This is a genomic window from Psychroflexus montanilacus (assembly GCF_020164535.1).
Classification (GTDB): Bacteria; Bacteroidota; Bacteroidia; order Flavobacteriales; family Flavobacteriaceae; genus Psychroflexus; species Psychroflexus montanilacus.
Genome location: NZ_JAIQZC010000004.1, coordinates 93,504 through 108,905 on the forward strand (window position 1 = coordinate 93,504; position 15,402 = coordinate 108,905).

General features: G+C 37.7%; 14 protein-coding genes. All 14 read right to left on the reverse strand.

The window, feature by feature from the left end; all coding sequences use genetic code 11:
• The 14 genes from LB454_RS11415 to LB454_RS11480 all read right to left on the reverse strand — a co-directional run bounded on the left by LB454_RS11415 (position 1) and on the right by LB454_RS11480 (position 15,392).
• Positions 1-1,809: a BatD family protein gene (locus tag LB454_RS11415; RefSeq protein WP_224464803.1), complete on the reverse strand. Its 1,809-nt coding sequence runs from the start codon at positions 1,807-1,809 to the stop codon at positions 1-3.
• On the reverse strand, positions 1,760-2,629 hold the full coding sequence (locus LB454_RS11420; protein WP_224464804.1) for a tetratricopeptide repeat protein: 870 nt from the start codon (positions 2,627-2,629) through the stop codon (positions 1,760-1,762). Before LB454_RS11420 ends, LB454_RS11415 begins: the two co-directional genes overlap by 50 nt.
• Positions 2,604-3,653, reverse strand: a complete 1,050-nt coding sequence (locus tag LB454_RS11425; RefSeq protein ID WP_224464805.1) for a VWA domain-containing protein — start codon at positions 3,651-3,653, stop codon at positions 2,604-2,606. The genes LB454_RS11420 and LB454_RS11425 overlap by 26 nt, the downstream gene beginning before the upstream one ends.
• The gene (locus LB454_RS11430) at positions 3,654-4,652 is read right to left on the reverse strand and encodes a vWA domain-containing protein (RefSeq protein WP_407692594.1); all 999 of its coding nucleotides are present in this window, start codon (positions 4,650-4,652) and stop codon (positions 3,654-3,656) included.
• Complete coding sequence (locus LB454_RS11435) at positions 4,652-6,232, reverse strand: AAA family ATPase (protein ID WP_407692595.1); 1,581 nt, start codon at positions 6,230-6,232, stop codon at positions 4,652-4,654. Before LB454_RS11435 ends, LB454_RS11430 begins: the two co-directional genes overlap by 1 nt.
• Before the next feature lie 66 nt (positions 6,233-6,298).
• Positions 6,299-7,162 carry a DUF58 domain-containing protein gene (locus tag LB454_RS11440; protein WP_224464808.1) on the reverse strand — a complete coding sequence of 288 codons (864 nt, stop codon included), beginning with the start codon at positions 7,160-7,162 and terminating at the stop codon, positions 6,299-6,301.
• Positions 7,163-7,256: 94 nt separating this feature from the next.
• Positions 7,257-8,261, reverse strand: a complete 1,005-nt coding sequence (locus LB454_RS11445) for an AAA family ATPase (protein WP_224464809.1) — start codon at positions 8,259-8,261, stop codon at positions 7,257-7,259.
• Between the two features lie 154 nt (positions 8,262-8,415).
• Positions 8,416-9,624 carry a murein hydrolase activator EnvC family protein gene (locus tag LB454_RS11450; RefSeq protein WP_224464810.1) on the reverse strand — a complete coding sequence of 403 codons (1,209 nt, stop codon included), beginning with the start codon at positions 9,622-9,624 and terminating at the stop codon, positions 8,416-8,418.
• Positions 9,624-10,394 carry a DUF4292 domain-containing protein gene (locus tag LB454_RS11455; protein ID WP_224464811.1) on the reverse strand — a complete coding sequence of 257 codons (771 nt, stop codon included), beginning with the start codon at positions 10,392-10,394 and terminating at the stop codon, positions 9,624-9,626. The genes LB454_RS11450 and LB454_RS11455 overlap by 1 nt, the downstream gene beginning before the upstream one ends.
• Positions 10,394-11,758, reverse strand: a complete 1,365-nt coding sequence (locus LB454_RS11460) for a tetratricopeptide repeat protein (protein WP_224464812.1) — start codon at positions 11,756-11,758, stop codon at positions 10,394-10,396. The genes LB454_RS11455 and LB454_RS11460 overlap by 1 nt, the downstream gene beginning before the upstream one ends.
• A gap of 6 nt (positions 11,759-11,764) precedes the next feature.
• Positions 11,765-12,778, reverse strand: a complete 1,014-nt coding sequence (locus tag LB454_RS11465) for a sugar phosphate nucleotidyltransferase (protein ID WP_224464813.1) — start codon at positions 12,776-12,778, stop codon at positions 11,765-11,767.
• Between the two features lie 66 nt (positions 12,779-12,844).
• Positions 12,845-13,489 carry a hypothetical protein gene (locus tag LB454_RS11470; RefSeq protein ID WP_224464814.1) on the reverse strand — a complete coding sequence of 215 codons (645 nt, stop codon included), beginning with the start codon at positions 13,487-13,489 and terminating at the stop codon, positions 12,845-12,847.
• Between the two features lie 10 nt (positions 13,490-13,499).
• Positions 13,500-13,934 carry a dUTP diphosphatase gene (dut, locus tag LB454_RS11475; protein ID WP_224464815.1) on the reverse strand — a complete coding sequence of 145 codons (435 nt, stop codon included), beginning with the start codon at positions 13,932-13,934 and terminating at the stop codon, positions 13,500-13,502.
• Between the two features lie 3 nt (positions 13,935-13,937).
• Positions 13,938-15,392 carry a lipopolysaccharide biosynthesis protein gene (locus LB454_RS11480; RefSeq protein ID WP_224464816.1) on the reverse strand — a complete coding sequence of 485 codons (1,455 nt, stop codon included), beginning with the start codon at positions 15,390-15,392 and terminating at the stop codon, positions 13,938-13,940.
• Between the last annotated feature and the right edge of the window lie 10 nt (positions 15,393-15,402).

Consider the following 15,402-nt stretch of genomic DNA (forward strand, 5'->3'; position numbering starts at 1 on the left):
TTAAACTTCTTTATCAATTTCAGAAATGACTTTAGCTGCCTTTTCAAAATCCTTTTGCATATCCTCTGTCACCGTTGGAGTATATCTGGCCAGTTCACAACTCTCCAGAAGCTTCAGAAAGTCTTTGGTGGTAACTTCAGATGCTCCTTTGGAGACCAAAACCTCTTTGATTTTATCTTTCTGCATATCCAGTGTTTGTATTTTCAATCTAGCTTTCATGTAATTATGCAATGCTCTTTCCAGAGACTCGTAGAATGTTTTTGAATCCCCAATAGTTTTCTTGGCTTCAGATAAATAACGTTTTGCCAGCTTATTGGCACGCTTCAACTGAATTTGATTCTGATCTATTTCTCTATTTTGTACTTTCCCAAATATCAACATGAACGGAATACATAAAAAGGGAAGGAAAAATAAGGTCCAATACAGCGGAGATTGAAAAAACTGAGTCTCATCTTTCTCCATAAGGTTGGTCTTCAAGTTAATGTAGTTGAAATTACTTTTGGAAGAAATAACATTTTTGGGACTACCAGAGTCTTTACTTGAGGCCACCTGATCCTCCTCAGGGCGTTTAGGTCCTGAATTTACTTTGATATTGATAGGATCCGACTGTAAAGTCTCGTAAGATTTGGTTCTAGGATTGAAATATGAAAAAGAGGTTGGCTGTATTACATAGTCACCCTTGAACTCTGGTATAACCGTATACTTCTCTGAAAGACTACCACGCATTCCCTGGCTTGTAGTCCTTACATTTTCGCTTCGCTCTGGCTCGTAAACTTCAAAGGAAGATGGCGTTTGTAACTTGGGCAGGTTAAATAATTTTAAATTTCCTTTTCCATTTACTTCTGAAGTGATTTCTAATGAAGTTTGAGCGTCGAGATCCTTTTTGTTGGTGCTTACTTTAAAATCAAATTCACCGACAGCTCCGGAAAATCCAGCTGGCTTTCCTTCTTCAGGCAAAGACTGGACATCAACAGTTCTTGTATTGGCAGAGAAGTTCTTCTCGACAACATCGTACATTCGCCTTCCAAAAAAATCTCTTCGGTCTGTAGGAACTTCAACTGAAACTGATAAAGATAGTGGCTCAATTTTGAGCTCACCTGTTTTCTGTGGATACAATACCGTTTTACGCAATTCCACATAGCGATAAGGTTGACCTCCAAATTCACCTTCTTTAAGTTCCAGCTTATCAATATTGATATTTTGACTCCAAAATCCTTCAAACTTAGGATCATCGAGAGGTCTCCAGTTCCTTATGTTGACAGTTGGGCTTAAAAACAATTTGTACACTACGTATATTCCTTCATTTAAGTAGGGCTTGGATTTGCTTACCTCAGCAACCAAATGTATTCCACTACCTGCTTCTGCCACAGCTCTGGACTGGTTGGGAGTGTCTACTGCTGCGGTCACTTCTATCTCGATGGGAGATGTTTTATACACCTGGCCATTCACGGTGATTTCTGCCTGGCCTATCGTAATCTTCCCTCTTTTTTCTGGCTCAAAGAAATAGGTATACGTTTTTGTGAAAGTGCTTTTACCGTTTTCATAATGCTGAGAATAGAATTGATTAGGCCCTCCTATTTTTCTTAGACCATTGAAGCTTGGTGGCCTAAAGTTATCTCCGTTGGCGTCTACTTTAAACTCGACTTTCAATCGCTCGTTTATACCGAGTTTGGATCTGCTCGCCTCGGCAGTAAAACTCACTTGAGCAAAGGTTGAGTAACTCAACAGCAGAACCAATAAAAATGCAAACTGTTTCATTTTACCAGTCTTTTCCGGTTTTGGATTTTTGTCCTTTTGCTTTTTCAGCATTTAGCTTTTCTTGGACATCTTTTTCTTGGTTTTCAATTGCTTCTAGCAAACGCTGTATCTGCTCTGGAGATATCTGTCCTTTTTTATTCTGAGGTTGTTGTGGCTGCTCCTGTTCTTTATCTCCACCCTCTCCGTCTTGCTCTTTTTCATCTTGATCTTTATTGCCTTCATCATCTTTTTGATCCTCCTCATTTTCATTTTCGTCACCCTTATCGTCGTCTTGATCTTTGTCCTGATTGTCTTTATCCTTGTCTTCATTTTCGCCTTCGTCCTTGTTATCGTCACTCTCATCTTCATTTTCATCCTGATTTTCGTCCTGATTGTCATCACCATCTTGATTATCATCATTGTTTTCGTCATCAAGTTTTGACTTAGCGTAGGCGAGATTATAACGAGTCTCTTCATCTTTAGGGTTATTCCTTAAAGCATCCTTATAAGCATCCACTGCCATTTGATACTGCTCTTCCTCCATCAAAATATTTCCCAGATTATGGTAACTTTTATGTTTTAGAGACTTATCATCCGTACTTTCAATAGACTCAATTAATCTAAGTCTTGCAGATTCAAATTCATTATTTTTAATGTACAGATTGCCGAAGTTATAACTTATATCAGAATTATTTTGATCGATAGCTTTTGCTTCTCTTATTTTAGATTCTGATATCGGGAACTCAAGATCTTTGGATTCAGCCTCAGCTAACAATGCTTTAGCTTTTTTTGGTGCATTAGAAATACTCTGGGCCTGTAGGGAAAAAACAGTGCTCAAGGCCATAAAAATTGATAAAACTAGAATTCTATTCTTCATCTTTCTTTCTCTCATTAAATAAGTTTAATCTTCTTACCCAGGCTGTTTTTCTGTCCAGCAAGAGTACATCTATCAATACCAAAAATATACCAAACCCTAAAAACCATTGGTATTTACTCTTAAAATCTGCAAATTGTTTAGCTTCAAACTCAGTTTTTTCAATTTTTTGTAATTCATTTAAGATTTCATCAACAGATCCGGAAGTGCTTGATCCATCTATATAAGTGCCATTCCCTATATCTGCAATACGCTTGAGTGTTTCCGTATCCTTTTTGGTGATGACAGTCTCTCCGGCATCGTTCTTCAGATATGACTGAATTCTGCCATCTCGTTTTATTGGAATGGGGTCTCCCCTTTCTGTCCCCACACCAATAGTATAAATTCTAATTCCTTCTGCGGCAGCTTGTTCTGCCATATTTTCAGCATTGCCATCGTGATCCTCTCCTTCAGATAAGATGATCAAAACTTTATTGGTTTGATCATCATCATTATAATACGACCTTGCTAAGTCTATGGCTTGAGAAATGGCTGTTCCCTGACTTGATACCATATCTGTATTCATGCTTTGTAGAAAGGTTTTCGTACTTGAGTAATCCGTTGTGATAGGAACTTGTGGAAAAGCGCTTCCAGCATATCCTACCAAACCAACTCGATCTGAAGCCAGGTTATTGACGATTTCTGTAATAATACGCTTGGACTTCTCAAGTCTGTTTGGGGCGATATCTTCTGCCAGCATACTTTTGGAAACGTCTAAAGCAAAGACTATATCTACACCCTCGCGCTTTACAGTTTCCATCTTGGTTCCGAGTTTTGGATTCACAAGAGCCATTACAAAACAGGCAAACGCAAGAGAAAGTACAATAAACTTTAAATTGGATTTGAATGTAGACTGGTCTGGAGCTAATTTTTTAAAGAGCTTTATTTCTGCAAATTTCTTCTGAGTTTTCTTTTTCCAGTACACATAAGTTAGAAACAAGAGTAATAGTACTGGCAAAACCAGAAAACCCCAAAAATAAACCTGTTCTTCTATTATAAACATTTATACAAAGCTTCTAAAAAGTGTGTGTTTCAGTAAGAATTCTAAAAATAACAAGGCACCTGCGATGATGAGAAAAAACCTATACTTTTCATCATAATTATAAAACTTGAATTCTTCAATTTCTGTTTTTTCTAAAGCATCAATTTCTTCGTAAATCGATTGAAACTTTTCATTATCAGTTGCTCTAAAGTATTTCCCACCTGTACTTTCTGCAATGGTTTTCAATAAGGCTTCATCAATTTTAACTTCAATATTTCTGTATTCAAATTGACCGTTTGGCTTTATTCCAACCGGAGAAAGCGCCATTCCATTACTTCCTACACCAATGGTATAAGTTTTAATATCGTATTCTGTAGCCAGTTGGGTAGCGGTGATGGGATCTATAAAGCCAGCATTATTTTCACCATCGGTAAGAAGTATAATAACCTTACTTTCCGCTTTGCTTTCTTTCAATTTATTGACTGATGTAGCAAGACCCATACCTATGGCAGTGCCTCCTTCTATATTCTGAGTATAATCCAGATCATTGATAGCATTTATAATAATAGATTTATCGCTGGTAAGTGGTGTTTTGGTATAACTTTCTCCAGCGTAAATCACCAATCCTATTCTGTCATTTGGCCGTCCCTGAACAAAATTGTTAGCTACTTTTTTTAGAGCATCCAGGCGATTGGGTTCCAAATCTCTTGCGAGCATACTAGCAGAAATATCCACAGCCATGATGATGTCGATACCTTCAGTTTTCTTGACTTTGGTCGTCACATCTACCGTTCTTGGACGTGCCATCGCGATTGTCAAAAACACAAGGGCGAGCATTTTCAAAATAAAAAGCATTGGGCGAAGTTGAGCCAGAGTACTTTTATTAAAACCCTGGGTGCTTGATATTTTTAAAGTTGCTGTCTGTTGGCCACGTTTCTTCCAATACCAAAATGCTGCTAATGGAATAGCCAACAACAGCCAAAACCAGCTTGGATTTTCGAATGTAAAGTTTTCAAAAATCATTGTCCCATCCTTTTAAATTCTAAAGCATTCAATATTCTATTGGCAATTTTTTCGCCATATTCATCATCTCGATCGTGAAATATGACAATTTGCTGAAAGCCTCCCCTTCCAAAGTTCACGATTTGGTATTCTTTCTTGATGTCTTTCTTAGTAATTGGGTTTTCTATAGAGAAACTTCCAAAGACTTTCTTTCCTTTTACGCCACCAATTGTCTCAAATTCTTCAGATTTGGTGATGATATTATACGCTCCCCGCTCTTCCAGGTTATTATAAATTCCATCAACAACCGCATCCAAGTCAATATCCTGAGTTTCTTTGAAACGCACCTGATTTAAAGTAACGTATATACTTTGATACAAAGTTCCAAAACTGTAAGTTTCTTTGTCTGCGACGTTTTTGGATATACTTTCTGGCAAATCAAATTCTCCTCTCACAAGAACCTTTGGTGTCGTCATACTTATTGGAGGAATACCGTAATCACTGGTGATCCAGTCACCTTCAAGCAATTCCTTTGAAGGATTGCCTACAATATTATCCTTTACGTATTCATAACCTTTGGTAGCCACAACAGCAGTTGTGGTGACAATAACCAATATGACGGCTAGTATAATTCCAACTATCCACTTTTGCTTTTTTCTTTTTTTGGCCAGTGCTTTCTGGAAAGCCTCATCTTTTTTCTTCTCCTCATCGGTAACCTGAGGAATAGCGCTCTGTACGTGTTTTAAAAACTTTTCAATTTGCTTTCTATCCGACTTCAGGGTAATAAGGTCGGGCTTGCTATTGGCAAACTTGGCAAGATCTGCACGCTTCAAAATCTTGTCATACTCAAAAATCATATCCTCTTTTAAGGATAACTTCTTATGCTCTTTCTTAAATTTTAATTCAGCAATAAGCTCGTTGGTAGTGTATTCTAAAGCTCTTATTTCTAATTTTTCCTCTAAATATCTTCTGGTGATATAGGTAAGCTCTGTAATATATTGCTTAAAGTTTCTGTTCTCTAAAGTTGAAGACTTATCCAATTCCTTTAGAGATAGCATGGCTTGCTCAAAAGGAGGAATTCTTCGCTTAGCCTCATCTCTCTTTTTCTTCAGCTTGAATATTAAAAAAGCGATACCGGCTATGACTCCGAGAATTAACAGAGTCCAGCAGAACCAAGAGCCTATAGCAAAAGGTTTATTTACGCCAATAGATGGCTTAATTGGATACAGTTTTTGGTTGATGGTGTCGAGCACAACATCATTCACGCGCACCTTGAGCGTATCTGTATAAAAAGCCTCATCATTGATTTTTACCATTTGAGGAGGGACAGAATATACCCCAGAATCGAATTGAGTCAGCTTGTAAAGTTTAGTTAGTGAAAAGGACTTGGCTTTAGGATTTAGAGTATCGATTTTAAACTCTTCTACCATTTCTAAAGGGACGAAAGTCTGATCTTTCGGAAACACAACGATATCTTCTGTACTAATTTCGTCTACTTTGATCACATAATCTATCTGTTCTCCAATCTGTATCGTGTCTCTATCAGTTGAAAAACTGACTTGCTGAGCATGCCCAAAGCTAAAAACTAAAAACAGCATCAAAACCCAAAAATGCTTTGATGCTAAGTTGAAATGGTTTCTAAATAATTCTCTCTTCATATAATCTTATCTGGATTTAAAATATCCAAGTAACTTGATGACGTAGTTTTGATCCACTCGCGTACTTAAATATCCTGAACCACTCAATTTGAATGCCCTGTGGAAATAATCCACTCTATCTCTATAATGTTTGGTATAAGCTTTTCTAGTTGAACCGCTTGAGGTGTTCACCCACATAGCTTTCCCAGTTTCTGCATCCTTCATTTGCACCATCCCAAGATTTGGTAATTCTTCTTCACGCTCATCATAAATTCTAATGCCGGTAACATCGTGCTTTTGACCTAGAATTTTCAAAGTATGTTCGTACTCATCTGTCAAGAAATCTGACATCACGAACACGATGGCCTTTTTCTTCATCATATCGATAAGATACCTAAAGGCTTTGGTAAGGTTGGTCGTCTTATGAGACGGTTTAAACTCTATAAGTTCCCTTATAATTCTTAACACATGCATTCTGCCTTTTTTGGGCGGGATGTAAAGCTCGATTTGGTCTGAAAATAACATGAGACCAATTTTGTCGTTATTTTTGGTTGCAGAAAAAGCCAGCGTGGCTGCCATTTCTGTAATGATATCCTTTTTAAAGGTTTCTCGAGTACCAAAAGCCGTAGATTCCGAAATATCTACCAGCAGCATCATTGTTAATTCCCGTTCTTCTTCAAATACCTTTACAAAAGGCTCATTATACCTAGCAGTCACATTCCAGTCTATAGACCTCACATCATCACCAAATTGATAAGCACGTACTTCACTAAAAGTCATTCCTCGACCCTTAAAAGTAGAATGGTACTCTCCACCAAAGACGTGATCGCTCAATCGACGCGTTTTGATTTCGATTTTTCGTACTTTTTTTAAAAGTGATTTGGTATCCATAGCGTGTGAAAACTTGTCATTCGATTTAAGACTAAATCGTAAAAAGCAATTTTAGAAACTTATAAAATCTTTCTGAATACATTCAGAAGAAAGTTTAAGGCACCTCAACTTCATTAATGATTTTACTTATCAAATCTTCAGACTTTATGTTTTCTGCTTCAGCTTCGTATGTAATTCCAACTCTGTGTCTCAACACATCGTAAACAACAGCACGAACATCTTCTGGTATCACATAACCTCTCCTCTTGATGAAAGCATAACACTTAGCTGCAATCGCGAGGTTGATACTTCCTCTTGGAGATGCTCCAAAGCTTATAAGCGGCTTGATATCTGCCAGTTTGTACTTCTCAGGATAACGCGTTGCAAAAATGATATCCAGGATGTATTTCTCGATCTTTTCATCCATATACACTTCTCTCACAGCACTTTGAGCCCGTAGAATTTGATCTGTAGAGACCACAGCGTTTACTTTCCCAAAACTATTGTTGAGATTGGACCTCATCACCATTTGCTCATCCTGTAAATTTGGATAGTCGATGACTGTTTTAAGCATAAATCTATCAACCTGGGCTTCTGGCAATGGATAGGTTCCTTCCTGCTCTACTGGGTTTTGGGTAGCCATTACTAAAAACGGCTTGTCTAGAATAAAGGTTTCGTCACCGATGGTAACTTGCTTTTCCTGCATGGCTTCAAGCAAAGCAGACTGTACTTTGGCCGGTGCTCTGTTGATCTCATCTGTCAACACAAAATTGGCAAAAATAGGGCCTTTCTTGATGTTGAAACTATTTTCCTTCATGTTGTAGATCATCGTTCCTACCACATCTGCAGGGAGCAGATCTGGAGTAAACTGTATCCTACTGAAGCTTCCTTGCACCGCTTTGGATAAAGTATTGATAGCAAGGGTTTTTGCAAGACCCGGAACACCTTCCAATAAAATATGACCTTGACCTAGGAGTCCAATTAATAATCTCTCAACCATGTGCTTTTGCCCTACAATGACCTTATTCATTTCATTGGTAAGTAAATCCACAAAGGCACTTTCTTTTTCTATTTTCTCGTTAATGGAGGCAATGTCTACATTAGCTTGATCCTGTTCCATACTAGTATTCTTATAGCGTTATAACCTATTCTTATAATAGGTTGCAAAATGAAAATTTAATCTATTTTCTGTTGTTAATGCTTGGTTAAAAATCAGTGATTTACGATAAGCTTATGAATAAATCCAGGTTCTATGCAAATTGAAATTTATGAGGCTACATTTTATAAATCCACTGCTCGGGATTAAGCTTGGTCGTGTTTTTAAATAATTGAAAAATAAGGGTTGTTTTTCCAGAGGAAGAGTTGATCCCTACCTCCCCAATTTCTTCACCTCTCACGACTTTATCTCCAGATTTCACATATACTTTTTGGAGATTGTTATAGATTGACAAATAATCACCATGTCGTATCATGACCACTACATTTGCTCCAGGCACTTTACTCACTTGACTCACTTCTCCCTCAAACACAGCTCGCGCCTTTCCATTTTTTTCTGTATCGATTCGCACACCATTGCTCATGACTTTAATGGTTTTTACAATAGGGTGTTGACGTTCCCCAAAACGCATGGATACTACTCCAGATTTAACTGGCCAAGGCAACTTACCTTTATTTTGAGCAAAATCTTTAGCGAGCGCTTCTGCTTCCGGAGTCAATTTGAAACTCGACTTGGCATCGGAGCCGACTTTTTTATTCTCTTTAGCAATAGCTTCACGTATCAATCTGTCAATTTCACGGTCAATTCTGCTTACTTCCCGTTGTTTTTGATTAAGCTCATTTGAATATTTTTGCTTCTGCTGATTGATGCTCGCCAATATTTTTTCTTGATTTTCCTTATCCTCAACCAAATCTGATTTGGTTTTGCGATTTTCTGCCAGAATCTTCTCTTGGTCTCTGCGTTGCTCAAATAAAGTTGAGTTAAGCTCCTGAAGTGTTTTGGTCTGCAACATAACTTCTTCCCCTTGCTTTTTCCGGTATTGTGCAAACTGCTTCATGTATTGAATTCTCTTGTAAGCCTGTAGAAAAGACTCTGAAGAAAACAAAAACATAATTCTGCTTTTATCAGATTTACTTCTGTAAGATTTTTGAATCATCTGTTCATAGTCTTCTTTAAGCTTTTCCAGTTCGTTCCTTAACCTGTCAATTTTATTGGCATTGGCATTTATTTCTCGAGTGAGCAAATTGGCTTCCTGGTTATTGACTTGTATCAATCTTTCCGTAGCTTTTATTCTCCTCTGAAGATCTTCATACTCACTCAATGCAGATTTACCTTTGGACTCTGTAGTTTTGATAATGCTGTTGATTTCATTTATTTCCTGCTGAATAGCCTGGCGCTTGGCTTCAAGCTCTTCTCTTGTTTGGGCCTGAAGAGACAAACTTGCACAAAGCGTGAGGAAAAAAAGAATGCACTGAAGGGTTTTCATCAAAATTCTAAAAGTTCGTAATTATTTGGAATGGAAAATGGGAAACTTAAATCTTCATCAAAAATCACAGAGCGGTACTCAATGTCTATAAGCACAACTTCATCATCTTTTTTGGCAGTCATTTTCAATTTGGACGGAAATTTTTTCTTGTCCACAGACTGAAATCCGAGGTATTCAACTTTCAAGCTTTCCTTATTTTCATTTTGTAAAGATTGAGATTTCATTTCAAATTGGCGCCCATCTATAATCGCAGAGTAAGCGAGAATCGACTTTATATTTTGAAGGAAAACATAAGCATTATCATCAAACAACATCTGGTTTTTCTTCAACTCATACATGGGTCTGCCAAGGAGTAAGTTTTGAAGATTTTCGAAGTTAACTTCCACACCCAGGTATTCTTCAGCCATGGCAAAATCACCATCAAAATAAGTTCTGTTTATTTTCTCGTAATATTGAAATCGATCTGGAGTGATATAAACTTTAGCCACTGGTAAAAGCCCCATCACCTTCGCACTCATCCAGATGGCTTTATCTTTCTCTATTCTATAGGTGATATTAATTGACTGCGAATCGTCTTTGGATTGGTATCCAGCTTTCATTCTACCGTTGACAGTTTTAAAGTCGGCCAAATCGTTTTCAAAACTCTTCAACACCACCCTCGCAGATTTTTCTTTTGCTCCTGCTCCAGCTCCGGTTTTGGACGATTTACAACCTGCTAAACTCAACAGAATAAAGAAGACAAGACTTATTTTTATAAAATTTCTATACATTAATTTGATGTTTTATTTAATTTCTCCTGGTAAGAGTCAGCTTTTTCTTCATTTCCAAGAGCAAGATAAGATTCTTTCAATGCGCTATAGACTTTCTGGCTAAGATCATCCTCCTCAAATATATAATCCAAAGCCTCTTCCAAAATCTCTACAGCTTGTTTATCCTTATTAAGTTTTCCAAGCGCAAAGCCTTTGGCATAATAAAGGTAACTCTGAGAAGGAAAACTTTCCATAGCTTTTTCACTGGTTTCAATCACATCTTCATAGTTCTTCATTTCCATTTCTAACTCCAGGATGTTCTTAATCAACTTAAAATCATTGGGCTTATTGCGTAAAGCAGATTTGAAATTCTCTAAAGCTTTATCTTTATCTATAGTCCTGTAGAATTCACCCAATTCCGCCTTGCTCGAAGAATTCTTCTCTGAAGAAAGCGCAGAGTCTAAAACACTTACAAAAGCATCCTGGGCTGCTGGATTTTGTAAGGCCAGGGCTTTAAAAGTGTTGATCACTTTCACCTTGTCTTTTTCATCCAGAGTGAGGCTTTCCACCACTTTTCTGCTGTAAGTTTTAGCTTCAGGAATATTTTTGCTTACCAGGTAAGCCATAGCCATTTCAACATAAAAACCTGGATCACTGGTAGATTGCTGTTCCAGTTCCTTACCTACTTCAATAGCTTCTTGGGGAGAATTATTGAGTCGGTAAAGTTCCATAAGAGAAGTTGCTGCTCTTGTATCTTGTTTTGAATTCTGAAATCGCTTTTTGAAAAAGTCTATTCCATCTTTCAAAATTGAGCCTTCTTTGTAGATAATCATTCTGAAATCATCACGAAACTCGTCAATGCCTTCCAAAGCATCAAACCGATCTAAAGATTTAAGCGCCTTTTTATAGTTCTTCTGAAGCAAATGCAAATTGGCTAACTCCTGAAAATAGACGGGATCTGTTTCAGAAATAAACTCAGCCTCACTTATAGCTTTACCGTAGCGTTTTTGCATGGAATACACATGAAACAACTGCCTGTGAATATTTACATTCCCCTTGTAGGAGGCGTCTTCTAAAGTTTTTAAAAGAAACTTTTCTGCCTTGTCATAAGCTTTAAGATCGATGTAGTTTTTAGCCAATTCATAGAAAACAGCCGTATTATTAGGTTCGATTTTTAAACACCGTTCCAATTCTTCTATGGCTTTCTGCGGATTTTCTACGGCACGCTGAGCGATGGCTTTAAAAAACACCTCCTGAAATTCATCTGTATTGTTCCCGAGGTCGTCAACATTGATGTCCTCAGATAAATTGTCTTTATCCTGGGCAACCCCAAAAGTTAACCCTGCAAAACACAGGAAAATAAAAAGACGAATAGCGTGAGACATGTTTATTTATTCTAAAACGGAATAATCTCCGATACTTACTGAAGTGAAATTCCCATCAAATCTTGCAAAATTACCAATCATTGCCTTATCAAGCTTGGCATTAGTGATTTCTGCGTGTTCTTGAATCAAAGAGTTTTTAATCGTACAGTTATCGACAACCGTGCCATCTCCAATAGAAACGTTGGGACCAATTTTAGCGTTTTTTAAAAACACATTTTCGCCTATAAAACAAGGTTCAATAATTTCAGAATCTTCAATTTTCACATTAGAAGCGATGAGTTTCTCTTTTTCTTCTTTGTGGATAAAATTCAGCATGCGTGAATTGGTCTCCACAGTCACGTGCTTGTTACCACAATCCATCCACTCATCGACCTGCCCGGGCTTAAAGACAGCTCCATTTTCTCTCATTTTTTTTATCCCATCATTGATTTGGTATTCACCGCCATGCATGATGTTTTCTTCGATGACTTTTTCCAGCTGAGTTTTCAATTGGTTGACGTCTTTAAAGTAATAAATCCCAATCACCGCCAGGTCTGAAACAAACTCCTTGGGTTTTTCCACAAGTTCGGTTATATGTCCGTCATCGTTCAAATTCACTACGCCAAAGGCTTCAGGATTATCCACTTGTTTCACCCACATGACTGCATCGGCGTCTTTATCCAGTTTGAAATCTGCTTTAAACAAAGTATCGGCATAAGCAATAACCGCAGGACCTTGCAAGGAGGCTTTAGCGCACATAATAGCATGTCCCGTCCCTAAGGGCTTATCCTGATAATAAATCGAAGCTTTGGCATCCAGCCCTTTAGCGACTTCTTTCAATTTGGCTTCAATTTCAGCTCCAAAATCTTCAGAAATAATAAAGGCAACTTCATCAATTTTTTCTTCCAAAACTTCAGCAATACTCTCTACAAGTCTCTGTACGATTGGCTTTCCAGCTATAGGAATTAAAGGTTTTGGAATCGTGAGCGTATGTGGTCTTAGTCTTGAGCCGCGACCGGCCATAGGAACTATTATTTTCATTTATTTAAAAATTTAAAAGTCAATGATTTATTTTTTATTTCGATTGGTGATTTTCACTTGATGTATTTAATAATTTCTTGCGCTAAGATAGCCTTCAGCTTTGATGTGCTTATAGTGGTCTGAAATATCATCAGGAATATTTCCTTGTATGAGCCAATTTACGTCCAAACCTATGAAAATACACATCTTCATCAATCTGGGATTATTTCCCATGAGCCAGCCTAATTCTTGAAGGTTCTCTTCAAACTCCATAAAATAATCCTGATCCAATTTATCTATAAGCAGTAATATTTTATAAGTCCTGGCGATAAGGGCAACGCCGAGTTTAGAAAATTGACGAGCAGAGCCTGAATCGATAATATGTTGATTGTTGTGCTTCAGGACTTCTTTCATCAGCAACAGATTTAAGCTAGCTTCTCCAAACTTATCCTTGGTCACTTTCACGTGTTCAGTTATTTCACCACTCAAATAGCGAATGTCCATATTCAGGTAACCCAAAGAATAAAATCTATTGCTGAAAAGCTTGACTTGTTCTTCAATTCTACGCTCCATTTCAGCACGCTCGTCTTCTACAGTTGCTGAGCTCAAAAGCTCAAACTCCAGTCGTTTGGCCAGGATTTTATCCTTTTTCAACAAACGAAAAAGCAGCTTATCCTTCTCCTTAACTGGGAGATGGCTCAAAGCTTCTTTAAACTCTTTGCTGAACGTCATATAGCTTCACTTAGTTATTCCCTGTGCTTCCAAAACCACCTTCCCCTCTGTCGGTTTCAGAAAGGGAATCTACGACTTGAAAATCGGCCTGTTCGTGTTTGGCAAATACCAACTGAGCTATACGGTCGCCAGGGTTTATGCTGAATTTGTCTTTGGATAAATTGATGAGAATCACTCCTACTTCACCTCTGTAATCGGCATCGATGGTGCCAGGTGAATTAAGCACCGTAATTCCTTTTTTGAGTGCCAACCCACTTCGCGGCCTTACCTGAGCCTCCACTCCAGCTGGCAGTTCCAGAAATAATCCCGTTTTGACCAGACAGCGCTCAAGACTTTCCAGATGAATAGCAACGTCTATATTGGCTTTCAAATCTACGCCTGCGGAGAGTTCAGTTTCGTATTGAGGCAACTCAAAGGCTGAACGGTTGATGATATTTACTTTCATGAATTAGTTACTTTTAATAAGTCTTAAAATCTCTTTCCTTTCAGATAAAAATACGCTGATGCAGAAAATTAAAATAAGCGATATTCCTACAACGTAATTTTCTCTAAAATAGTAGAACGAAATTAGAGAAAATAGAACGGATATAGAGAGGTAAATTAACATTTTACCATATTTATAGGGAATCGCATAATGCTTTTGCCCCAGAAAAAAGGACATCAACATCATACTGCCGTAAGCAGTAAGGGTTGCAATAGCAGAACCTACATAACCAATGATTGGAATCAGCCAGATATTGATTCCGATGGTAAACACAGCTCCTAAAGAAGAAATGTAAGCGCCGTATTTGGTTTTATCGGTAATTTTGTACCAAACGGAAAGGTTGTGGTAAATTCCTAAAAATAAGTTGGCCAGTAAAATAATCGGTACAATTTTCATGGCTTCCCAGTAGCTTTCATCCTGAATCAAAAGCACCTTAAACAAGTCTGCAAACACCATCACTACCAGTAAAATAACAGTGCCGATGATCACAAAGTATTTGGTAATCATGGCATAGGCCGTTTTGGGATTTTTGCTAGAGGCATGGCTAAAAAAGAAGGGTTCTATACCGAGTCTAAATGCGGTAGCAAACAAAGTCATGAACATGCCTAATTTATAACACGCCGAATAAATCCCGACCTGTTCTTTGGCTATGTTGTCTGGCAGCATGCGTTCCAAAAATAAGCGGTCTATCACTTCATTGATGGAAAAAGCAAAGCCTGCTACCAAAACAGGTAGCGCATATTTCATCATGGATTTCCAAAGTTGCCAGTTGAAATTAAATTGAATTCTGGAATAAAATGGGGTAAGAAATACAAGCGTGATTGCACTGGCTATTATCAAAGAAATGAAGATGTAACTGACTTCAAAATTTTCAATATAGATAGAGTTAAAAAAGTCACTTGATGCTGCTAAATCTTTTAAATACAAAAGGAAAAACACATTTAAACCAAGGTTGACGGCTACATTCAGCGTTTTGATAATAGCAAATTTCACCGGCCTGCTGTTGGCACGTAACCATGAAAAAGGAATGATGGCTAGCGCGTCTAAGGCTAAGATCCAAATGATCAACTGCAGATTTTGCGAACTGATTCTTGTAAAGCTTTGAATTTCAGAAATGGATAGATAAGCCAAAATGACAAAAACCAAAGTCGTTGCTATAATGGACCAGGTCGAAGTAAAAACGACTTGAGATTTATCTTTTTCTTTGTTGTAGAATCTAAAAAAAGCCGTCTCCATGCCATAAGCCAGAATCACATTGAAGATGACAAAATAAGAGAAGATAATCGAGTAATCTCCAAAGGAGGAATTCTCTAAAACACCCGTATATAACGGCACCAAAATCACCGAAAGCATTCTGGGAATCACTGTGGCCACGCCGTAGATAAAGGTGTTTTGGAAAAGTTTTTTGTAGATACTCACAGGTTAAGTT